Annotated in this window: 16 protein-coding genes; 10 read left to right on the top strand and 6 right to left on the bottom strand. The window is 74.9% G+C overall.

Going from position 1 to position 21161, the window contains the following annotated elements; translation table 11 throughout:
• Positions 1-22: 22 nt before the first annotated feature.
• On the bottom strand, positions 23-1624 hold the full coding sequence (locus ACIGW4_RS11325) for a M23 family metallopeptidase (RefSeq protein WP_399579861.1): 1602 nt from the start codon (positions 1622-1624) through the stop codon (positions 23-25).
• A 221-nt stretch (positions 1625-1845) separates the two neighbouring features.
• A complete protein-coding gene (locus tag ACIGW4_RS11320; RefSeq protein WP_123454816.1) occupies positions 1846-2637 on the bottom strand; it encodes an alpha/beta fold hydrolase in 792 nt (263 codons plus the stop codon).
• Between the two features lie 300 nt (positions 2638-2937).
• Here ACIGW4_RS11320 and ACIGW4_RS11315 point away from each other — a divergent pair, with 300 nt between their 5' ends.
• Positions 2938-3345, top strand: coding sequence for a cobalamin B12-binding domain-containing protein (locus tag ACIGW4_RS11315; RefSeq protein ID WP_123454818.1), 408 nt, complete (start codon positions 2938-2940; stop codon positions 3343-3345).
• Positions 3346-3462: 117 nt separating this feature from the next.
• On the opposite strand, the gene ACIGW4_RS11310 is transcribed toward ACIGW4_RS11315, so the two are convergent.
• Positions 3463-5148 carry a DUF5691 domain-containing protein gene (locus ACIGW4_RS11310; protein ID WP_399579858.1) on the bottom strand — a complete coding sequence of 562 codons (1686 nt, stop codon included), beginning with the start codon at positions 5146-5148 and terminating at the stop codon, positions 3463-3465.
• A 38-nt stretch (positions 5149-5186) separates the two neighbouring features.
• Positions 5187-6533, bottom strand: a complete 1347-nt coding sequence (locus ACIGW4_RS11305; protein WP_399579856.1) for an SWIM zinc finger family protein — start codon at positions 6531-6533, stop codon at positions 5187-5189.
• A 148-nt stretch (positions 6534-6681) separates the two neighbouring features.
• On the opposite strand from ACIGW4_RS11305, the gene ACIGW4_RS11300 reads away from it, so the two are divergent.
• The 6 genes from ACIGW4_RS11300 (at position 6682) to sucD (ending at position 14485) form a co-directional block, all read left to right on the top strand.
• Positions 6682-7095 (top strand): hypothetical protein, encoded by a 414-nt coding sequence (locus ACIGW4_RS11300; protein ID WP_359591019.1) that lies wholly within the window; start codon positions 6682-6684, stop codon positions 7093-7095.
• A 108-nt stretch (positions 7096-7203) separates the two neighbouring features.
• On the top strand, positions 7204-8361 hold the full coding sequence (locus ACIGW4_RS11295) for an AAA family ATPase (protein WP_260174458.1): 1158 nt from the start codon (positions 7204-7206) through the stop codon (positions 8359-8361).
• A complete protein-coding gene (locus ACIGW4_RS11290; protein ID WP_399579854.1) occupies positions 8358-10844 on the top strand; it encodes a DUF5682 family protein in 2487 nt (828 codons plus the stop codon). Before ACIGW4_RS11295 ends, ACIGW4_RS11290 begins: the two co-directional genes overlap by 4 nt.
• Positions 10841-12004 carry a VWA domain-containing protein gene (locus ACIGW4_RS11285; RefSeq protein ID WP_399579852.1) on the top strand — a complete coding sequence of 388 codons (1164 nt, stop codon included), beginning with the start codon at positions 10841-10843 and terminating at the stop codon, positions 12002-12004. The genes ACIGW4_RS11290 and ACIGW4_RS11285 overlap by 4 nt, the downstream gene beginning before the upstream one ends.
• A 396-nt stretch (positions 12005-12400) precedes the next feature.
• Positions 12401-13579, top strand: a complete 1179-nt coding sequence (gene sucC / locus ACIGW4_RS11280; RefSeq protein ID WP_123454825.1) for an ADP-forming succinate--CoA ligase subunit beta — start codon at positions 12401-12403, stop codon at positions 13577-13579.
• A 21-nt stretch (positions 13580-13600) separates the two neighbouring features.
• A complete protein-coding gene (sucD, locus tag ACIGW4_RS11275) occupies positions 13601-14485 on the top strand; it encodes a succinate--CoA ligase subunit alpha (protein ID WP_086823933.1) in 885 nt (294 codons plus the stop codon).
• Between the two features lie 139 nt (positions 14486-14624).
• Here the strand turns inward: sucD and ACIGW4_RS11270 are convergent, their stop codons facing one another.
• Positions 14625-15986 (bottom strand): sigma factor-like helix-turn-helix DNA-binding protein, encoded by a 1362-nt coding sequence (locus ACIGW4_RS11270; RefSeq protein WP_399579850.1) that lies wholly within the window; start codon positions 15984-15986, stop codon positions 14625-14627.
• 119 nt (positions 15987-16105) lie between these two features.
• Between ACIGW4_RS11270 and ACIGW4_RS11265 the strand changes: the two genes are divergently transcribed.
• Positions 16106-17830: a DUF6350 family protein gene (locus ACIGW4_RS11265; RefSeq protein WP_399579849.1), complete on the top strand. Its 1725-nt coding sequence runs from the start codon at positions 16106-16108 to the stop codon at positions 17828-17830.
• A 10-nt stretch (positions 17831-17840) separates the two neighbouring features.
• Here the strand turns inward: ACIGW4_RS11265 and ACIGW4_RS11260 are convergent, their stop codons facing one another.
• A complete protein-coding gene (locus ACIGW4_RS11260; RefSeq protein ID WP_123454833.1) occupies positions 17841-18566 on the bottom strand; it encodes a hypothetical protein in 726 nt (241 codons plus the stop codon).
• 310 nt (positions 18567-18876) lie between these two features.
• On the opposite strand from ACIGW4_RS11260, the gene purN reads away from it, so the two are divergent.
• Both purN and purH read left to right on the top strand, forming a co-directional pair.
• Positions 18877-19506 carry a phosphoribosylglycinamide formyltransferase gene (purN, locus tag ACIGW4_RS11255; protein WP_123454835.1) on the top strand — a complete coding sequence of 210 codons (630 nt, stop codon included), beginning with the start codon at positions 18877-18879 and terminating at the stop codon, positions 19504-19506.
• Positions 19481-21046 carry a bifunctional phosphoribosylaminoimidazolecarboxamide formyltransferase/IMP cyclohydrolase gene (gene purH, locus ACIGW4_RS11250; protein WP_399579847.1) on the top strand — a complete coding sequence of 522 codons (1566 nt, stop codon included), beginning with the start codon at positions 19481-19483 and terminating at the stop codon, positions 21044-21046. The genes purN and purH overlap by 26 nt, the downstream gene beginning before the upstream one ends.
• Positions 21047-21161: the final 115 nt, after the last annotated feature.

Here is a 21161-nt window from a genome sequence, read left to right as displayed (position 1 = left end):
CCGTACGCGTACGGGGGAAGGCTCAGCTGAGCGGGTTGAGACCGTGGCTCAGCAGCCAGGGCAGCGGGTCGATCGCGGAGCCGCCGCCGGGCCGGACCTCGAAGTGGAGGTGCGGGCCGGTGGAGTTGCCGGAGTTGCCCGAGTAGGCGATGACGTCGCCGGCCTTGACGTAACCCGAGCGGATCTTGGTGCTGCTGAGGTGGCAGTACCAGGTCTCGGTGCCGTCGGGGGAGGTCACGATCGCCATGTTGCCGTAGGCGCTGTTCCACTGCGTGCGGACGGTGCCGTCGGTGGCGGCCATGACGGGGGTGCCGTACTGCACGGGGAAGTCGATGCCGGTGTGCAGCGACATCCAGTTGACGCCGGCCTGGCCGAACCGGGCGCTGAGCTGGTGGAGCTTCACCGGCAGCAGGAACTTGGGGCGCAGCGCCTCCTTGCGGGCCGCCTCCTCCTCGCGCTTCTTCTTCTCGGCGGCCTGGCGGGCGCGGAGGTCGATGCGCTCCTGGGTGCGGCTGGCGCGGTCGCCGAAGTCGCGGGCGTCGGCGCTGAGCGCGGCGAGCTGGGTGTCGAGCGCGCTGTTGGCGGCGACCTGCTTGACGGAGGCCGGGTCGGCGGCGGCCAGCGTGGTCGTGTCGTCCTTCTGCGCGCCGGTCGTGTCGGAGCCGGTGAGGCCGCCGACGGAGGCGGCGGCGATGCCGGCGACTCCCATGACGCAGGCGGAGGGGACCGCGACGGTCAGCAGCGCGGACCGTTTGGCGGGGGTGCGGCGACGGGCGCGGCCGCCACCGGAGGAGCGGCGCACGGAGCGGCCGGCGAGGGGCGGTTCCGTACGGAGCTCGACGGCCGGTCCGGCGGTCGGCTCGGCGTGGTCGTGGGCGTCGTCCTCGAAGTCCTCGCCGTCGAGGTCCTCCGGAGCTCCGGCGTCGGCCTCGGCCGGGTCGTAGGTCTCGTCGGCCTCGTAAGCGGGGTAGGTCCCGTCGGCCTCGTCGGAGGAGAGCTCCTGGTGTCCAGGGTGTCCCTCGTGTCCCTCGTGTTCCGAGGGGGCGTACTCGAAGGCGAACTCGGCCGTGTGCTGCTCGGCCTGCGGGGTGTACTGGTGGGGCACGACCGGCTCGGGCTCCGGGGCCGCGTGGTTCCACGCGGTCGCGTCGAAGGCGCCGGTCTCGGTCGCGAAGGCGGGGGCGGCCCACTGGCCGGTGGCGTCGTAGGCCTCGTAGCCGTACGTGCCCTGGGCGGCGTACGCGCCTGCGTGGGCGGTCTCGTACTGGCCGGTGTGCTGGGCCTCGGTCCAGGCGGAGGCGTCCCACTGCCCGGTGGTGTCGTACTGCGTCGCGGTGGTCTCGTACGCGCCGGCGGTCTCGTACGCGCCGGTCGTGTCGTAGGAGCCGGTGGTGTTCCACTGGCCCGTGGTGTCCCACTGGCCGGTCGTGTCGTACTGCCCGGTGGTGTCGTACTGCCCCGTCGTCGCGTACGTGCCGGTGGCCGCGTACTGACCGAGGTCCCACTGGCCGCTGTGGTCGGCCTGACCGCCGGGGTAGGCGCCGAACAGCGGGTCGATGGCGAAGCTGCCGGTGGTGTGGGCGCCGTCGCCGGCGTACCCGGCGTGGGGGTGCTGGTCGTTCACCAACGTCTCTCTCGCCTCGGCAGCAGGAGCAGTCCGGGGCGGGCCCGTGAGGGGTGTCCCGGGGGTAAGCAGTGGCGCGACTGTACCCGGCGGTACGCGCGGCGGACAATCTTCGGAGGGGTTTGGGCCCGCAGGAAACGGGCAATCGACCGCGTTTTGCCAGCCGGGTGGAGAGCTTTGGCCCTGTGTTCGATGAATGTTCGAAGAGTGGTGTCGTGCGGTCAGGCGACGGAGGTGGCGCCGGGCTCCTCCTCCCGCGTCCCGGCGGCCACCGGGCCGCCCGCGTCGAGGGCCTCCCGGACCCCGGCGGCCACCGTCGGGTGCACGGGCAGCGCGAGATGGCCGATGCCGCTCACCCGCACGTTGTGCACGAGCAGGTCGGGATGGTCGAGACGGGCGGTCTCCGCAGGCACCATCACCTGGTCCAGATCGCTCCAGAAACTCACGAACCGGGTCCGGCAGCCGGGCGCGGGCCCGGCGAGCTCCCGCAGCACCTCCGAACCGGGCCGCATCTGCCGCACCAGCGGATGCGCGTCGGCGAGCGGGGCCACCGTGGTGCCCGCGTGCGGGGTGCCGAGCGTGACCAGGGTGCGCACCCGGGAGTCACCGTCCAGTCGCTGCACGTAATAACGGGCGATCAGGCCGCCGAGGCTGTGCCCGACGATGTCGACCTCGGCGTGCCCGGTGCGGGCGCGCACCTCGTCCACCCGGCGGCCCAGCAGCTCGGCGGCGGCCCGCAGGTCGCAGGTGAGCGGGGAGTAGTTGAGCGACTCGACGCAGTCGCGGCCGTTCCGGAGGAGGGAGCGGCGGAGCATGACGAAGACCGACCGGTTGTCGACGAAGCCGTGCAGGAGGATCACCGGCCGGTTGCCCGGGGCGATCGTCGTGGGCCGCGGGGCGGGGGAGAGCCGCTCGGCGAGCATCCCGGACGGGTAGAGGACGAGATGGCCGGTGAGGATCGCGACTTCCAGCGCGGTGGCCTTCATGAGTGCGGTGACCTTGCCGAGCTCCATGGTCGGCCTCCCGAACGGCACGCGGGGCCGAACGGTACGCCGGTCCGCCATGCGCCGCGCCGCCCGGATGGCGGCACGGGGCGTGACGACCTCGTCACGGCTCCCTTCGCGAACGTCCCCGCCGGCGGCTGGTGGGCCCAGGAGGAGGACCCGAGGCGGGGACGGCGCAGAGCGAACATGTCCCACGTGTGATTTCCCCCTCGGAGGCCGTCGCGAAACGGCCCCGGTGCGGGATGCTGGGGATAGCGTTCGTTCACCTCCCCGGCGGTCAGGCGCGGGGGGTCGCATGTGGAGGCAGTGATGGGTGTGAGCGGTCCGATCCGTGTGGTCGTCGCCAAGCCGGGTCTCGACGGCCACGATCGCGGCGCGAAGGTGATCGCGAGGGCGCTGCGCGACGCGGGCATGGAGGTCATCTACACGGGGCTCCACCAGACCCCCGAGCAGATCGTCGACACCGCGATCCAGGAGGACGCCGACGCGATCGGCCTCTCGATCCTCTCCGGGGCGCACAACACGCTGTTCGTGAAGGTCCTGGAGCTCCTCAAGGACCGCGACGCGGAGGACATCAAGGTCTTCGGCGGCGGCATCATCCCCGACGCGGACATCCCGCCGCTCAAGGAGAAGGGCGTGGCGGAGATCTTCACGCCGGGCGCGACGACCGCGTCCATCGTGGAGTGGGTGAACGCGAACGTCCGCGTCACCGCGTAGTCCGCTGCGCGGCGCGCCCGCACCCGCCCGACAGGGCCCTCCCCGCCCGGGAGGGCCCTGTCGGCGTCCGGAGCGCGCCGCCCGGACCGCCACGCCACCTCAGGAGGCCACGCCACCTCAGGAGCCGGGCGGCGGTGCGGAGCCGGACGGCGGTGCGAGTTCGGCGTGCATCGCGGCGCGGAGTCCGAGGGTGGAGACCAGGCGCTGGAAGGCCTCCGCCCAGTAGTCGCCCGCGCCGGGGGAGCTGTCCTCCGTCTCGTCGGGACGGGACGTCAGGGACTCCAGTCGGCGCGCCGCCTCCGGGGCGAGGCAGCGCTCCGCCAGGCCCATCACCCCGCTGAAGCTCCACGGGTAACTGCCCGCCTCGCGCGCGATGTCGAGCGCGTCGATCACGGCGGCGCCGAGCGGCTCCGCCCACGGGACGGCGCAGACGCCGAGCAGCTGGAACGCCTCCGACAGCCCGTGGGCCGCGATGAACGAGGCGACCCAGCGCGCCCGTTCCTCCACGGGCAGCATCGACAGGAGCTGGGCGCGCTCGCCCAGCGACGAGGTGCCGGGGCCCGTGGCGGGCGGGGCGGCGGGGGAACCGAGCAGCGCGCGCGACCACGCCGGGTCCCGCTGGCGCACGGCGGCCCGGCACCAGGCCGCGTGCAGTTCGCCCTGCCAGTCGTCGGCGACCGGCAGGGCCACGATCTCCTCCGGGCCCCGTCCGCCGAACCTGGCCGGCCAGGAGGGCAGCGGCGTCGCCTCGACGAGCTGGCCCAGCCACCAGGAACGCTCGCCCCGACCCGCCGGGGGCGTCGCCACCAGGCCGTCCCGCCGCATCGCCGCGTCGCACTCGTGCGGCGCCTCGACGGCGATCGTCGGCGTCGGGGCCGTCCGGTCCAGGCCGACGCAGGTGGCGGCCCGGGCCGCCATCCGGCCCGCGAGGGCGGAGGACGGCAGGGCGGAGAGCAGCTCGGCGGCGGTGGCCCGGACGTTGCGGCTGCGGTCGTCGAGGGCCTCCTCCAGGAACTCCTCGTCGGCGTCGGAGAGCCCGGCCCGCAGCGAGTCCAGGAACATCAGCCGGTCCTCCGCCCGCTCGGCGGACCAGGTCGAGGCGAGCAGCGCGAGACCGGCGGCCGGGTCCTCGGCCCGTACGGCGGAGAGCAGGGCGACCCGCTCGGCGAACAGGCCCTCGTCCCACAGCGCGCGGACCCCCTCGGCGTCCTTCGGGGACGGGAGACGGCCGCCCGCGCCACGACCCCGGAGGGCGAACCTCCACTCGGGGTTGAGCCGGGCCAGCCACAGGCCGCGCGGACCCGCCAGACGCAGCGCCCGGGGGCGCAGATCGGTGCGGGCCCTGGCCGCGTCGAGCAGCGCGGGCAGGGCCGCGGGCGGGGCCTTGTAGCCGTACCGGTCGGCGAGGGCCAGCCACTGGGGGAGGAGTTCGGCCAGGTCGGGGGCGGCCCCGCGCCGCCCGGCGGGCGAGGGCGCGGTCCGGCCGGCGAGCAGCTGGTCGAGGCGGAGCCGGGCGGCCTCGGGCAGCGGTGCGCGCGGGTCCTCCGGCGCGGGCTCCGGCAGGGGCGCGGCGGGTCCGGGCCGCAGGCCCGCCCTGCGCCGTACGGTGTGCAGCGCGGCCGCGTCGAGCAGCGCGCCCGGCAGGTCCCGGGCCGTGGCGGAGCCCGCGGACGCGACGGGGGGCCGACGGTCCGTCCCCAGCGTCGCCGAGCCGACGAGCTCCTCCCAGGACGGGGCGGACGCCCCGTCGTCGGCGGTCGTTCCCGCCGCCGGCGCGGCGGGGGTGGTCGCGGTCGTGTCCATCGGGCTCCTCCGGTGGGTCGGTGCGCGGTGGCCGGGCGTCATACGAGGGGGACCGTCTCGCCCGGGTCCTCCGGGGACCAGGCGGCGAGCGGGGTGAAGCCGCGGTGCCCGACCTCCCCGAAGACGGTCACCGGGGCGCCGCCGGACAGGGCGACCAGGCGCCAGAGACCGGGCCGTGACTGGGCGGCGGGCGTCAGGGGCAGTGCCTCGCGGCCGTCGGCGTCGGCGAGCTGCCAGCCGTACTCCGCGGGCACCGGGACGACCTGACCCAGCGTCACGGGCCAGGAGTCCAGCCACGGGTCCTCGCCGAGCGCGCGGCCGTACGCGTCGAGCGCCGCGCCGACCGGTCCGCCCGCCGGCGGGGCGACGGGGCCGGCGACCGGGACGAACCGCTCGCCCGGCTCCGCCCGCACCTGGCCCGAGCCGGTGTGCGGCGTCAACTCGCCGTCCAGCAAGGCGCCCACGGGGAGCGTGAGCTGCGGCGCCCGGCCCGCCGCCCCGAAGGACAGGAGGAGCGCGGTGCGCCCGGTCGTCGTGCCGTGCAGCCAGATCCGCCGGGTCGTCAGCCGGGCGTCGGCCGCGTCGTACTGCGCGAGGACCAGCCAGTGGTCGCGCACCGGGGTGCCGTCGGCCGGGGCGGTGAGGCCCACCCGGGTCCGTACCGTCGTCGCGAACGGGGCGGGCAGCCGGTCCGCCGCCAGCCACGCCCGGCCGAGGAGGTGCGTCAGCGCGCACTCCTCCAGGAGCCGCACCGGCCAGCCCGGCCCCGAGCCGGGTATCGCCCCCAGCTCCCGGACCCGCCCGGCGAGCCCCGGCGCCTGGGCGTCGACCATGCGGGCCGCCGTCTCCTCCCACAGCCCGTACCCCGCCTGTCCGGCCACCGCCAGACCGCCGCGCAGCAGGTCGGCGAGCCGCTGCTCCAACTCCCGCACGCCCGCGGTGATCCGGGCCGCCCTGCGCTCGGCCCGGCGGCGCGCCGCCTCCGGATCCGCCGGTGCTCCCGGGGCCTTGTCGCCGGCCGGAAGGGCCGCGCTCGCCGCCCGGCCGCGCCGTGCGGCGAGCCACCGCGCGGCCCAGTCGGGCGCGGAGCACCCCTCGGCGGCGATCCCGTCCGCCGCCCGGAGCAGCAGCAGGCCCAGCGCGTGCTTGCAGGGGGACTTCCGGCTGGGGCAGTCGCAGGAGTAGGCGGGCTCCGTGGTGTCGACGACCGTCCGGTACGGCGTGCTTCCGCCGCCCTTGCACAGACCCCAGACGGCGCCGTCGCCGCAGCCCGTCTCCGACCAGGGCCCGGCCGTGCCGAGCCTGCTCCCCGCTCTGCGCGACGCGTCGTCAGGAGCCAGCGCAAGCACCTGTTCCGACGTCCGGCCCACCCCCATGGCATTCATGTCGTCGACGGTAGAGGCCGCCACTGACAACGCCCCGGGCCCGGTGGTTCCGGGAGGTGGGGGCGGAGACGGGAGATTTGACTTTACCCTTCCTTTACGGTTCTCTGCGGCGACCGACGCACCGCACCACACCGTCCAGGGGGACCCCATGAAGCGCACCGTCCGCACCGCCGTCTCGGCCCTCGCCGTCGCCGGACTCGCCCTCGGCCTCGGGGCCTGCTCCGAGGCCGCCGAGAAGGCCGTCGACCAGGTCGACAAGTCCGTGAACGAGACCTACGAGGTCACGTACGAGGTCACCGGCAAGAACATCGAGTCGATCGACTACCACGCCGGCGGCGGCACCGCGATGGAGCCGAAGATCGAGTCCGAGAAGAAGCCCACCACGCCGTGGAAGAAGACGGTGACGCTGAAGGGCATCATGCCGCCGGCCGTCATGCCGATCTCGCTCGACCCCGCCGACCTCACCTGCAAGGTCATCCACAACGGCAAGGTCATCAAGGAGGCCAAGGGCCAGGAGGCGACGGCGGGCGGCTGCGTCGCCGTCTCCCCGATCGTCGGCTGACCCTCCCTCAGCCTCCTCAACCGGCCCTGACCAGCGGCGACATCCGATTGTCAGTGGCATGGTGCACGGTGGATCGCACAGCAGGTCGAACGATCTGGAGGGGGATCCATGCCCGTGCCCGAAACCATCGCGAAGCCCGGTTCCGGTGTCGAGACGGACACCGGACCGGGACGGCCGCAGACCGCCGGCGAGGCCCTGCGACCGCACGCCGAGCACGCCTTCGCCCACGAACTCGCGGCCCTCGCCGCCGCCGACGACCGGCCCCGGCCCGCCCGCTGGCGCCTCTCCCCGTGGGCCGTCGCCACCTACCTCCTCGGCGGCACGCTCCCCGACGGCACCCTCGTCACGCCCAAGTACGTGGGGCCTCGCCGCATCGTGGAAGTCGCCGTCACCACGCTCGCCACCGACCGGGCGCTGCTCCTCCTCGGCGTCCCCGGCACCGCCAAGACCTGGGTCTCCGAGCACCTCGCCGCCGCCGTCAGCGGTGACTCCACCCTCCTCGTCCAGGGCACCGCCGGCACGCCCGAGGAGGCCATCCGGTACGGCTGGAACTACGCGCGACTCCTCTCCCACGGCCCCAGCGAGGACGCCCTCGTCCCCAGCCCCGTGATGCGCGCGATGTCCCAGGGCATGACCGCCCGGGTCGAGGAGCTCACCCGCATCCCCGCCGACGTGCAGGACACGCTCATCACGATCCTGTCCGAGAAGACCCTGCCCGTCCCCGAGCTCGGCCAGGAGGTGCAGGCCGTCCCCGGCTTCAACCTGATCGCCACCGCCAACGACCGCGACCGCGGCGTCAACGAGCTCTCCAGCGCCCTGCGCCGCCGCTTCAACACCGTCGTCCTGCCGCTGCCCGCGACCCCCGAGGCCGAGGTCGACATCGTCGCCCGCCGGGTCGAGCAGCTCGGGCGCTCCCTCGAACTCCCCGTCCTGCCCGACGGCGCGGACGAGATCCGCCGGGTCGTCACCGTCTTCCGCGAACTGCGGGACGGGGTCACCACCGACGGCCGGACGAAGGTCAAGTCCCCCTCGGGGACGCTCTCCACGGCCGAGGCGATCTCCGTCGTCACCGGCGGGCTCGCCCTCGCCGCCCACTTCGGCGACGGCGTCCTGCGCCCCGGCGACATCGCCGCCGGCATCCTCGGCGCGGTCGTCCGCGACCCGGCGGCCGACCGGGTCGTCTGGCAGGAGTACCTGGAAACGGTCGTGCGGGAGAGAGACGGCTGGAAGGACTTCTATCGCGCCTGCCGCGAGGTGAGCGCATGACCACCACGACCACGGCCTCCCACATCTCCCGCCCACCGGACCCGCCCCGGGAGACGCCCCCGGCCTCCGGCCCCCTGGGGACCCCGACCTCCAGCCCCCTGGGGACCCCGGCCTCCGGCTCCTTGCGGGCTCCGGCCTCCGGCCCCTCGCGGACCCCGGTCTCAGGCTCCCTGCGGGCCCCGGCCTCCGGCCCCCTGCGGGCCCCGGCCTCCGGCCCCCTTCGGGGAGGGCCCCTGCTGCTCGGGGTGCGGCACCACGGGCCCGGGTCCGCGCGCGGGGTGCGGGCCGCGCTGGAGGCGGCGCGCCCCGCCGCGGTGCTCGTGGAGGGACCCGCCGAGGCCGACGCCCTCGTGACGCTCGCCGCGGACCCGGACATGCGGCCGCCCGTCGCGCTGCTCGCCCACGCCGTCGACGACCCCGGACGGGCCGCGTTCTGGCCGATGGCCGAGTTCTCTCCCGAGTGGGTCGCGATCCGCTGGGCCCTCGACCACGGCGCCGCCGTCCGCTTCGTCGACCTGCCCGCCGCCCACACCCTCGCCGCCGCCGACCCCACCTGGAGGGACGAGGGGGACGGCGAAGAGGAGGTCGGCGGCGACCCGCGGATCGACCCGGTCGCCGAACTCGCCGGAGCCGCCGGGTACGAGGACGCCGAACGCTGGTGGGAGGACGCCGTCGAACTGCGCGGGGACGGCGACCCCACCGCCCCCTTCGAGGCCCTCGCCGAGGCCATGGGCGCCCTCCGCGAGACGTACGGACACGGCGGCCACCCCCGCGACCTGGTCCGCGAGGCCCATATGCGGCTCCAACTGCGCGCCGCCCGCAAGGAGTTCGGCGACTCCGTCGCCGTCGTCTGCGGCGCCTGGCACGTGCCCGCCCTCACCCGCGGGACCACCGTCGCCGCCGACAAGGCCCTCCTCAAGGGCCTGCCCCGGGTGAAGGCCGAACTGACCTGGGTCCCCTGGACCCACCGCAGACTCGCCCGCCGCTCCGGCTACGGCGCCGGGATCGACGCGCCCGGCTGGTACGGACACCTCTTCGCCGCCCCCGACCGGCCCGTCGAGCGCTGGATGACGAAGGTCGCCGGGCTCCTCAGGGCCGAGGACCACCCCGTCTCCTCCGCCCACGTCATCGAGGCCGTCCGGCTCGCCGAGACGCTCGCCGCCCTGCGCGGCCGTCCGCGCCCCGGCCTCGACGAGACGACCGACGCCGTCCGCGCCATCCTCTGCGAGGGCTCCGACGTGCCGCTCGCCCTCGTCCGCGACCGCCTCGTCGTCGGCGACGTCCTCGGCGAGGTGCCGGCCGGCGCCCCTGCCGTGCCCCTCCAACGCGATCTGGACCGCCGCCGGCGCGCCCTGCGCCTCAAGCCCGAGGCCCAGGAGCGCGAGCTCGGGCTCGACCTCCGCAAGGAGACCGACGGCGAGCGCAGCCGTCTGCTGCACCGGCTGCGCCTCCTCGGCGTCCACTGGGGCGAACCGGCCGCCGGGCGGGCCGGCACCGGCACCTTCCGGGAGACCTGGCGGCTGCGCTGGGAGCCCGAGCTGCACGTCCGGGTCGCCGAGGCCGGCGTCTGGGGCACCACCGTCGAGGCCGCCGCCACCGCCAGGGCCGAGGCCCGCGCCCTCGCCGCGACCGCCCTCGGCGACATCACCGCCCTCGCCGAGCAGTGCCTCCTCGCCGGACTCACGGACGCCCTGCCGGTCGTCATGCGGGCGCTCGCCGACCGGGCCGCGCTCGACACCGACGTCGCCCACCTGGCGCAGGCCCTCCCGGCCCTGGCCCGCGCCCTGCGCTACGGCGACGTCCGCGGCACCGGCACGGCGGCCCTCGGCGAGGTCGCCGCCGGGATCGCCGAGCGGATCTGCGTCGGCCTGCCGCCCGCCTGCGCCGGACTCGACACGGACGCCGCCGCGCAGATGCGGGACCGGATCGACGCCGTCCACACGGCGATCGGCCTCCTCCCGGACCGCCCCGACCTCGTCGACCGGTGGGCCGGGGTGCTGCGCCGGCTCGCCGACCGCGACCGGACGCCGGGCGTCCTGCGGGGGCGGGCCGCCCGGCTGCTGCTCGACGAGGGCCGCCTCGCCGACGGGGAGGCCGCCCCGCTCATGAGCCGCGCCCTCTCGCCCGGCACCCCGCCGGCCGACGCCGCCGCCTGGATCGACGGCTTCGTCGGCGGGGCCTCCGGCGGCGGACTGCTCCTCGTCCACGACGAGCGGCTCCTCGGACTGGTCGACGCCTGGCTGACGTCCGTCCCGGCCGAGGCGTTCACCGACGTCCTGCCGCTGCTGCGGCGCACCTTCTCCGGTTACGAGCAGGGCGTGCGCCGCACCCTCGGGGAGCTGGTCGCGCGGGGGCCGCGCGCCGGCGGCCCGGGACCCTCCGCACCCGGCGTGCCCGGCTTCGCCCCGGACCCCGACCCCGAGCGGGCGGACGCCGTGCTGCCGCTCCTCCACCTCATCCTCGGAACGGAGGCCCGCACATGACGCACACGACGCCCACCGACGACGAGCGGCTGCGGCGCTGGCGGCTGGTCCTGGGCGGCGGGGAGGCCGACGGCACCGGCCGGGCGCTCACCGGCACCGACGCCGCCGTGGACGGAGCCCTCACCGCGCTCTACGACCAGCCGGGCGGGAGGGGCCCCCGCACCGGGCGGGACCGCTCGGCCGGACTCGGCGCGTCCGCGCCCTCCGTCGCCCGCTGGCTCGGCGACATCCGCACGTACTTCCCGAGCTCCGTCGTCCAGGTCATGCAGCGCGACGCCATCGACCGGCTCGGGCTCGCCACCCTCCTCCTGGAGCCGGAGATGCTGGAGGCCGTCGAGGCCGACGTGCACCTCGTCGGCACCCTCCTCTCCCTCGGCAGGGCGATGCCCGAGACGACCCGGGAGACCGCCCGGGCCGTCGTCCGCAAGGTCGTCGACGACCTGGAGAAGCGCCTCGCCACCCGCACCCGCGCCACCCTCACCGGCGCCCTCGACCGCTCCGCCCGGATCAGCCGCCCCCGCCACCGGGACATCGACTGGGACCGCACGATCCGCGCCAACCTCAAGCACTACCTGCCCGAGCGGCGCACGGTCGTCCCCGAGCGGCTCGTCGGCCACGGACGCGCCTCCCGGGGCGTCAGGAAGGAGATCGTGCTCTGCGTCGACCAGTCGGGCTCCATGGCCGCCTCCGTCGTCCACGCCGCCGTCTTCGGCGCGGTGCTCGCCTCGATGCGGTCGCTCGCGACCCGCCTCGTCGTCTTCGACACCTCCGTCGTCGACCTGACCGAGCAGCTCGACGACCCGGTCGACGTCCTCTTCGGCACCCGGCTCGGCGGCGGCACCGACATCAACCGCGCCCTCGCCTACTGCCAGTCGAGGATCACCCGCCCCGCCGACACCGTCGTCGTCCTCGTCAGCGACCTCTACGAGGGAGGCATCCAAGACGAGATGCTGAAGCGGGTCGCGGCCATGAAGGCCTCCGGCGTCCAGTTCGTCGCGCTGCTCGCGCTCTCCGACGAGGGCGCCCCCGCCCACGACCGGGACCACGCGGCGGCGCTCGCCGCGCTCGGCGTCCCGGCCTTCGCCTGCACCCCCGACCTGTTCCCGGAGATCATGGCGGCCGCCCTGGAGAAGCGCCCGCTGCCGATACCCGAGGACTGAGGGGCTGCGGAATCCGTCGCCGCAGGACCACCCACACGGGCGCGCCCGACCCCACTGAGGTCCATATCACACTCGTGGCGGAACGACCCTCACCCCGGCCCCCGGCGCGTCGTGAGAACCCCGAAGGCCCGTCCCCGCCTGCCGCGAGGGGGTTCCGGGCCCACTCCGCCGCCCCTACGGACAGCCCCCCGATCCATACGTTCTGTGACCCGTATCACCGCTCTGGTGTGACCTGCGATTTAGGGACCCACGGCCCACGGGGATAACCTGCGAGACGGACATGCCGCGTCCACGGACTCCGTGAACGCCTCCCTTGTGACAGCGCAGTCACGTTGCCCTCCGCGGCACGCCCACGCAGACAACGAACCGCGATCATCAGAAAAGGGACGGACGCGCGTGGACCTGTTCGAGTACCAGGCGAGGGACCTCTTCGCCAAGCACGGTGTACCGGTGCTGGCCGGTGAAGTCATCGACACGCCTGAGGCGGCGCGCGAGGCCACCGAGCGTCTTGGCGGCAAGTCGGTCGTCAAGGCGCAGGTGAAGGTCGGCGGCCGCGGCAAGGCCGGCGGCGTCAAGCTGGCCGCCACCCCGGACGAGGCCGTCGCCCGCGCGACGGACATCCTCGGGATGGACATCAAGGGCCACACGGTCCACAAGGTGATGATCGCGGAGACCGCTCCGGAGATCGTCGAGGAGTACTACGTCTCGTACCTCCTCGACCGCACCAACCGCACCTTCCTCGCCATGGCGTCCGTCGCCGGTGGCATGGACATCGAGGAGGTCGCCGCGACGACCCCCGAGAAGCTCGCGAAGGTGCCGGTCGACTCCAACAAGGGCGTCGACATCGAGAAGGCCCGCGAGATCGTCGCCCAGGCGAAGTTCCCGGCCGAGGTCGCCGAGAAGGTCGCCGAGGTCCTCGTGACCCTGTGGAAGACCTTCGTCGCCGAGGACGCCCTCCTCGTCGAGGTCAACCCGCTGGCCAAGGTCGCCTCCGGCGAGGTCATCGCCCTCGACGGCAAGGTCTCCCTGGACGCCAACGCCGACTTCCGCCAGCCGGAGCACGAGGCGCTCGAGGACAAGGCCGCAGCCAACCCGCTCGAGGCTGCCGCCAAGGCCAAGGGCCTCAACTACGTCAAGCTCGACGGCCAGGTCGGCATCATCGGCAACGGCGCGGGCCTCGTCATGTCGACGCTGGACGTCGTCGCGTACGCCGGTGAGAACCACGGCGGCGTGAAGCCGGCCAACTTCCTCGACATCGGCGGCGGCGCCTCCGCCGAGGTCATGGCGAACGGCCTGGAGATCATCCTCGGCGACCCGGACGTCAAGTCCGTGTTCGTCAACGTCTTCGGTGGCATCACCGCCTGTGACGAGGTCGCCAACGGCATCGTGCAGGCCCTGGAGCTCCTCGCCTCGAAGGGCGAAGAGGTCACCAAGCCGCTGGTCGTCCGTCTCGACGGCAACAACGCGGAGCTGGGTCGCAAGATCCTGTCGGACGCCAACCACCCGCTCGTGCAGCGCGTGGACACCATGGACGGCGCGGCCGACAAGGCCGCCGAGCTCGCGGCTGCGAAGTAAGGGACAGGGGAAACCACAGCCATGGCTATCTTCCTCAACAAGGACAGCAAGGTCATCGTCCAGGGCATGACCGGTGCCACGGGCATGAAGCACACCAAGCTCATGCTCGGTGACGGCACCAACATCGTCGGCGGCGTGAACCCGCGCAAGGCCGGCACCAAGGTCGACTTCGACGGCACCGAGGTCCCGGTCTTCGGCACCGTCGCCGAGGCGATGAAGGAGACCGGCGCCAACGTCTCGGTCCTCTTCGTCCCGCCGGCCTTCGCGAAGGCCGCCGTGGTCGAGGCGATCGACGCCGAGATCCCGCTCGCCGTCGTCATCACCGAGGGCATCGCCGTCCACGACTCGGCCGCGTTCTACGCGTACGCCGTCGAGAAGGGCAACAAGACCCGCCTCATCGGCCCGAACTGCCCCGGTCTCATCACCCCGGGCCAGTCCAACGCCGGCATCATCCCGGGCGACATCACGAAGCCGGGCCGCATCGGCCTGGTCTCGAAGTCCGGCACGCTGACGTACCAGATGATGTACGAGCTCCGTGACCTCGGCTTCTCCTCCGCCGTCGGCATCGGTGGCGACCCGGTCATCGGCACCACGCACATCGACGCCCTCGCGGCGTTCGAGGCGGACCCCGACACCGACCTGATCGTCATGATCGGCGAGATCGGCGGCGACGCCGAGGAGCGCGCGGCCGACTTCATCAAGGCCAACGTCACCAAGCCGGTCGTCGGCTACGTCGCGGGCTTCACCGCCCCCGAGGGCAAGACCATGGGCCACGCCGGCGCCATCGTCTCCGGCTCCTCCGGCACCGCCCAGGCGAAGAAGGAGGCCCTCGAGGCCGCCGGTGTCAAGGTCGGCAAGACGCCGACCGAGACCGCCAAGCTGGCGCGCGCCATCCTCGCGGGCTGAACAGGCTGACACGCACAGCGGCCTGACGGGCAGCACGCGAGCGGGCCCCGCCCCTCCCGGGAGACCGGGAGGGGCGGGGCCCGCTGCGTGTCCGGGGCCCGCTGCGTGTCCGGCGGCCGGGGCCGATCGGGAGACGGGCCTAGCCGATCGCCGGGACCAGCCGCTCCGGGCCCGGGTTGGGCTCGGCGCGCAGCTTGTCGCGGAGCTCCAGGTCCTCCGGGCCGAGCTTCTGCGGGCCGCCGCGCACGGGCACGCCGTTGACGGCCTCGCCGGGGGCGTTCACCGGGATGTAGCGGGTCGGCGCGGTCGCCGCCGTGAAGCCGGTGACCGCGATGAGGGCCGCCGTCACCCCGAGCACCATCCGCGTCCAGCCGCGGGCCCGGCGCTCGCTGCCCGACCGGACCGCGCGGGCGGGCGGCAGCGTCGCCGTCGGCGCCTCCTCGACCAGCGCGCTCAGACACCGGTGCAGGTCCTCCGGCTCGGCGAGCTCGGGGATCCGCCTGCCGAGGACCGCCCGGGCGTGCAGCAGCCGGTTGGCGGCGGCGGGCGTGCTCGCCTCCGTCTCGGCCGCCGTCTCCGGCAGGTCCAGGCCGAGCCCGTCGTAGAGCAGGACGGTACGGCGGTACGGCGGCGGCAGTTCGAGGAGCGCGCCGAGCAGCGCCCGGCGGTTCGCCTCGGCCGGCGGGGCGTCGGGGTGCCGGTGGGTGCGCCGGAGCCGGTGCCAGGGGGAGAGGGCGTACTCGTACGCCGTCGCCCGCACCCAGCCCACCGGGTCCGGGTCCACGGCGACCTCGGGCCAGTGCTGCCAGGCGTGGTGGAAGGCGTACTCGACGGCCTCCCGGGAGAGCCCGCGGCGCCCGGTGAGCAGGTACGTCTGGTGGACGAGGCCGGGTGCGGCGTACGCGTACAGCGCGTCGAAGGCCTCCTCGGGGGTGAAGGCCGGCGGCCCCGTGAGGGCCGCGGGTTCTGCGGGGGCCGAGGGGTCCGCGGGGGCGGCCGGTTCCGCGGGGGCCTCCGCCGTCACCGGTCTCAGCCGCTCCGGCGGCTTCGCGGGGCCTTTGCGGGCGGGGCCCGGTGAGATGACGGGCGCCGGGGAGGGGGCCCGCGGCGGCTTGGCGGCCCGCTTGACGGCGGCCCTGGGCCGCACGTTGCCCGAAGCCGAAGCCGAAGCCGAAGCCGACGGCTGTGGCTGTGGCTGTGGCTGTGGCTGCGGCGGCTGGGCGTGCGTCTGTGCCTGCGCCCGGGACTCCGCGCGGGGCTCGGCCTCGGGAGGGACGAGGTCCGTGGGCTCGGGCGTGCCGAGCAGCTTCGCGTACGCCTCGCGCTTGCGGCCCCGGGGCGCCGAGCGCCCGGTCTCCCACGACCTCACCGTGGCCTTCGTGACGCCCATGGCCTCGGCGACCTGCTCCTCGCTCAGGGCGAGGGCCTCACGCAACCTGCGCCGTTCCTTCGGGGTCGGCAGGGGGACGGAGGATGCGGAATCCGCGGTGCTCCGGCTCATCGGCGTCGACCTCCCGCAGAGCTGCTCTGGGCGGAAAAGAACATAAACGTATCTTGAGCGACACAACGGATGTTTGCCTGTTACGCGGCGAAAGCGCGTGTCGTTGGCAGCATGGCCCCGTGACCCATGTGACCGAGCACCCCCTGGTCCAGGGCGGCCGTTCCGCCGCGCTCGCCACCGCCTGCGTCCGGGGGGCGGTCGCCGCCGGACTCGGGCTCGGCACCCTCGCGGTCCTGGTGATCGCGGCCTGGATCAGCTCCCCGTACCCCGACAGCGGCCCCGCCGGCGCCCTGCACGTGGCCGCCGGCCTCTGGCTGCTCGCCCACGGCGTGGACCTGGTCCGCACGGACACCCTGTCCGGCCTGCCCGCCCCCCTCGGCATCGCCCCGCTGCTGCTCGCCGCCCTGCCCGTCTGGCTGGTGCACCGGACCGCCCGCGACACCCTCGACCCGGGGGACGACGGCACCCGGCCGCGCCCCTCGCCGGGCGGCGCCGTCACCGCCGTCGCCGGGGGATACCTGCTGGTGGCGGCCGCCGTCGTGGTCTACAGCGAGAGCGGTCCGCTGCCCGCCGACCTCGTCACGGCCGGACTCTGGCCGCCCGCCGTCGTCACCGGTGCGGCGGGCGCGGGCGTCTGGACGGCGCTCGGCCGCCCGCTGCCCGGCCGGCGGCAGGCCGCCGTCGCCCTACGCGCCGCCGGGCTCGGGACGCTGACGCTGCTCGGCGGCGGCGCGGTGGCCGCGGCCGGTTCGCTCGCCTGGCACGCGGGCCGGGCGCAGGCCTCGTTCGAAGGCCTCGCGGGGGAGTGGTCCGGTCGGGTGACGGTCCTGCTGCTCGTCCTGGCACTGCTGCCGAACGCGGCCGTCTGGGGAGCCGCGTACGGCCTCGGGCCCGGCTTCGCCCTCGGCACGGGAGCGCTCGCGACCCCGCTGGGCCTCGTCGGCGACCCGGCCGTGCCGCCCTTCCCGCTCCTGGCCGCGCTGCCCGCCGAGGGGCGCGGCACCTGGGCCCACTGGGCGGCCGCCGCGGTCCCGCTGGTCGCGGCGGTGGTCCAGGGGCACCGGGTGGGCCGGGCCGCCCGGACCTGGGCGGCCCGGGAGGCGGCCCTGGCCGCGCTGGGCGCGGCCGGCGGGTGCGGGGCGGTCGTCGCCGTCCTGGCGGCTGCGGCGGGCGGCCCGCTCGGCACCGGCCGCCTCGCGGCGTTCGGCCCCGTGTGGTGGCAGACGGGTGCGGCGGCGGTGCTGTGGGGGATCTGCGCGGGGCTGCCGGTGGCGCTCGGGGTACGGGCCTGGGGCCGCCGGGTCCCGCGCTCCAGGGGGCTCCGGCCCTCGCCCGCGCCCGCCGTCCCGGCACCCGCGGGAGTACCCGCGCCCACCACGAAGGAGGGCCCCCTGGCGCCCCCGTCCCGGCTCAAGGCGGCCTCGGCCGGGCTCGTGGCGGCCCCCTCCCGCCTCGTGGCGGCCCTGTCCGGCCTCCTGCCGTCCCCGCCCGGGTCCGCGGAGACCCGACCGGAGGCGGCCGTGCCCGGGGCGGCGCCGACGGCCGAGACCGACCGAGGCGCCGGGACCGGCACCGGGGCAGGCACCGGAACAAAGACCGGCACCGGGGCAGGCGCCGGAGCGAAGACCGCGACCGGGACCGGAACGGGCACCGGGACGGCATCGGACCCGCAGGGCGAGGCCCCCGCCGTCCCGGGCGCCCCCGCCCCCCGCACCGCCGCCCCGCCCGCCGTCCCGTACACCGCCCCGTATGCCGATCCCTTCGGCGACGACCCCGGATACGAGCCGTACGACTACCTCCCGGCGGCCTGGGAGCCCTCCCCGCCGCCGCCCGCCACCGACTGACGCCTGCCGGCTACTCCCGTACCCCGAAGCCCGCGCGCAGCGGCTTCGGCAGGAGGTCGTTGCAGGCGAGCTCGCCCGCGTGGGTCAGGGCGTCGTCGCGGCACTCGTAGAAGTCGCGGTAGACGACCTGCATGGTGAAGCCCACCGCGACGATCATCAGCGCCAGGCTCGCCGCGACGAGACCGCTGATCGCCGCCGTCCGCATCGAGCGGAGCGGCACGGTCGAGGCGGTCGCCCCCTGCTCCGAGGGCCGGCCCGGAGCGGGCTGCGCCGACGGAGGCTGTGATGTCGGCGACAGTTCCCCGGCCGTCCTCGGCTTGGCGCGCAGCGAACTGATCGCCCAGTAGAGGCCGAGGGCGCCGAGCAGCAGCGCCAGCTGCGGGATCTCGAAGATGGCGAAGAAGAAGCCCCACATGCCGGAGAGGATCGCGTACCGCGCCCTCCGCTGCGCCGGGTCCGTCGGGTCCCAGCGGATCCCAGGGCCCCGCCCGGGCCCGCCCTGTCCGGGGCCGCCCTCCGGCCCGCCCTGCCGCTCCGGCCCCCGGCCGAAACCGTCCTGCGAGGGGCCCGGCTGGCGCGGGCTCCAGCGGCCGTCGGACGGCCCCGACGAGTCCGGGGCGCCGGACGCGTCGTCGTCCGAGCCCTCCGGTCGCCGCGGCTGCCACGGCTGGTCCGGCCTGCCCTCGGGCGGTGGCGCGAACGGGTTGTTGTCGTCCGTGGACTGGCGTTCCGGCATCTGCTGAACGTCTTCCCTCTGTCGTCTCGACCACGACCGCACCCGTGGTCTCCGCTGCTGTCTCGTGCTGTCTCGTCTGCTGCTCGTCCGCCGAGCCGCCCGCCGTCCGAACCGGCTCCGACCCCCCGTCCGGCCCGGTGCGCGCCCGGCATCGGCCCTGACGCTACCGCCCTGCCCCGCCCCCGTCCCGTGGGGGCCGCCCCGTGTGCCGGTATCGTTGCTGACGGTCGAGCCATTCGTAGGGTTCCCCGTATCGAGGGGCACGATTAGTTCGTACGACCGCACAAACACCACGGAAAGAGTGACCCCAGTGGCTGCCGCCCGCCTCGTCGTCCTGGTCTCCGGGTCCGGTACCAATCTGCAGGCCCTCCTCGACGCCATCGCCGCCGACCCCGAGGGTTACGGCGCGGAGGTCGTCGCCGTCGGCGCCGACCGCGACTCCATCGTCGGCCTGGAGCGCGCCGAGCGCGCCGGGCTGCCGACCTTCGTGTGCAGGGTGAAGGACCACGCGACCCGCCAGGAGTGGGACCACGCGCTGACCGAGGCCACCGCCGCGTACGAGCCGGACCTCGTCGTCTCGGCCGGTTTCATGAAGATCGTCGGCAAGGAGTTCCTCGCCCGCTTCGGCGGCCGGGTCGTCAACACACACCCGGCGCTCCTCCCCAGTTTTCCCGGTGCCCACGGGGTGCGCGACGCCCTCGCCTACGGCGCGAAGGTCACCGGATGCACCGTCCACTTCGTCGACGACGGTGTCGACACCGGCCCGATCATCGCCCAGGGCGTGGTCGAGGTGCGGGACGAGGACGATGAAGCCGCTCTGCACGAGCGCATCAAGGAAGTCGAGCGCTCGCTGCTCGTCGACGTCGTGGGGCGCCTCGCCCGGCACGGCTACCGCATTGAGGGACGAAAGGTTCATGTCGGTGAACACGGACACCGTTAAGCCCATCCGCCGCGCGCTGGTCAGCGTCTACGACAAGACGGGGCTCGAGGAGCTGGCCCGCGGTCTGCACGAGGCCGGTGTCGAGCTCGTCTCCACCGGCTCCACCGCCGGGAAGATCGCCGCCGCCGGTGTCCCGGTCACCAAGGTCGAGGAGCTGACCGGCTTCCCCGAGTGCCTCGACGGGCGCGTCAAGACGCTGCACCCGCGCGTGCACGCCGGCATCCTCGCCGACCTGCGCCTGGAGTCGCACCGCGCGCAGCTCGCCGAGCTCGGCGTGGAGCCCTTCGACCTCGTCGTCGTGAACCTCTACCCGTTCCGCGAGACCGTCGCCTCCGGCGCCACCCCGGACGAGTGCGTCGAGCAGATCGACATCGGCGGCCCGTCGATGGTCCGCGCCGCGGCCAAGAACCACCCGTCGGTCGCGATCGTCACCAGCCCCGACCGGTACGCCGACGTGCTCGCCGCCGTCAAGGCCGGCGGCTTCGACCTGACCGCCCGCAAGCGGCTCGCCGCCGAGGCCTTCCAGCACACCGCCGCGTACGACGTGGCCGTGGCCTCCTGGTTCGCCGACGACTACGCCGCCGCCGACGACTCGGGCTTCCCCGACTTCCTCGGCGCCACGTACGAGCGCAAGAACGTCCTGCGCTACGGCGAGAACCCGCACCAGGGCGCCGCGCTGTACGTCGACGGCACCGGTGGTCTCGCCGAGGCGGAGCAGCTGCACGGCAAGGAGATGTCGTACAACAACTTCACGGACACCGACGCCGCGCGCCGGGCCGCGTACGACCACACCGAGCCCTGCGTCGCGATCATCAAGCACGCCAACCCCTGCGGCATCGCGATCGGCGCCGACGTCGCCGAGGCGCACCGCAAGGCGCACGCCTGCGACCCGCTGTCCGCGTTCGGCGGCGTCATCGCCGTCAACCGCCCGGTCTCCGTCGCGATGGCCGAGCAGGTCGCCGAGATCTTCACCGAGGTCATCGTGGCCCCCGGCTACGAGGACGGCGCGGTCGAGATCCTCGCCAAGAAGAAGAACATCCGCGTCCTGAAGGCCGAGGGCGCCCCGGCCAACCCGGTCGAGGTCAAGCCGATCGACGGCGGCGCCCTCCTCCAGGTGACCGACCGCCTCCAGGCCGAGGGCGACGACCCGGCGAACTGGACCCTCGCGGCCGGCGAGGCGCTCTCCGCCGAGGAGCTCGCCGAGCTCGCCTTCGCCTGGAAGGCCTGCCGCGCGGTCAAGTCCAACGCGATCCTGCTCGCCAAGGACGGCGCCTCGGTCGGCGTCGGCATGGGCCAGGTCAACCGCGTGGACTCCGCGAAGCTGGCCGTCGAGCGGGCGGGCGAGGAGCGGGCGCGCGGCTCGTACGCCGCGTCCGACGCGTTCTTCCCCTTCCCCGACGGCCTGGAGATCCTCACCGCGGCCGGCGTGAAGGCGGTCGTGCAGCCGGGCGGTTCGGTGCGCGACGAGCTGGTCGTCGAGGCGGCGAAGAAGGCGGGCGTGACGATGTACTTCACGGGCACGCGCCACTTCTTCCACTGACGGTGAGCGCCGTGTAGCGGTCCGTCGGCACCTCACGGTGCCGACGGGCCGTTCCCGTTCCCGGGCCCGCGGCGGATCCGCCGAACGAGTGGACTCTGGTCTAATGGGTTGCTCT

It is taken from the genome of Streptomyces sp. NPDC053513 (assembly GCF_044544765.1).
In the GTDB taxonomy this organism is placed as follows: Bacteria; Actinomycetota; Actinomycetes; order Streptomycetales; family Streptomycetaceae; genus Streptomyces; species Streptomyces litmocidini.
This window is presented reverse-complemented; position numbering and strand designations above follow the sequence as displayed.

Coding starts and splice junctions, on each gene's coding strand:
- ACIGW4_RS11320 (WP_123454816.1), bottom strand. CDS start 2,637: ATGGAGCTCGGCAAGGTCACCGCACTCATGAAGGCCACCGCGCTGGAA.
- ACIGW4_RS11315 (WP_123454818.1), top strand. CDS start 2,938: ATGGGTGTGAGCGGTCCGATCCGTGTGGTCGTCGCCAAGCCGGGTCTC.
- ACIGW4_RS11310 (WP_399579858.1), bottom strand. CDS start 5,148: ATGGACACGACCGCGACCACCCCCGCCGCGCCGGCGGCGGGAACGACC.
- ACIGW4_RS11305 (WP_399579856.1), bottom strand. CDS start 6,533: ATGAATGCCATGGGGGTGGGCCGGACGTCGGAACAGGTGCTTGCGCTG.
- ACIGW4_RS11300 (WP_359591019.1), top strand. CDS start 6,682: ATGAAGCGCACCGTCCGCACCGCCGTCTCGGCCCTCGCCGTCGCCGGA.
- ACIGW4_RS11295 (WP_260174458.1), top strand. CDS start 7,204: ATGCCCGTGCCCGAAACCATCGCGAAGCCCGGTTCCGGTGTCGAGACG.
- ACIGW4_RS11290 (WP_399579854.1), top strand. CDS start 8,358: ATGACCACCACGACCACGGCCTCCCACATCTCCCGCCCACCGGACCCG.
- ACIGW4_RS11285 (WP_399579852.1), top strand. CDS start 10,841: ATGACGCACACGACGCCCACCGACGACGAGCGGCTGCGGCGCTGGCGG.
- sucD (WP_086823933.1), top strand. CDS start 13,601: ATGGCTATCTTCCTCAACAAGGACAGCAAGGTCATCGTCCAGGGCATG.
- ACIGW4_RS11270 (WP_399579850.1), bottom strand. CDS start 15,986: ATGAGCCGGAGCACCGCGGATTCCGCATCCTCCGTCCCCCTGCCGACC.
- ACIGW4_RS11260 (WP_123454833.1), bottom strand. CDS start 18,566: ATGCCGGAACGCCAGTCCACGGACGACAACAACCCGTTCGCGCCACCG.
- purH (WP_399579847.1), top strand. CDS start 19,481: ATGTCGGTGAACACGGACACCGTTAAGCCCATCCGCCGCGCGCTGGTC.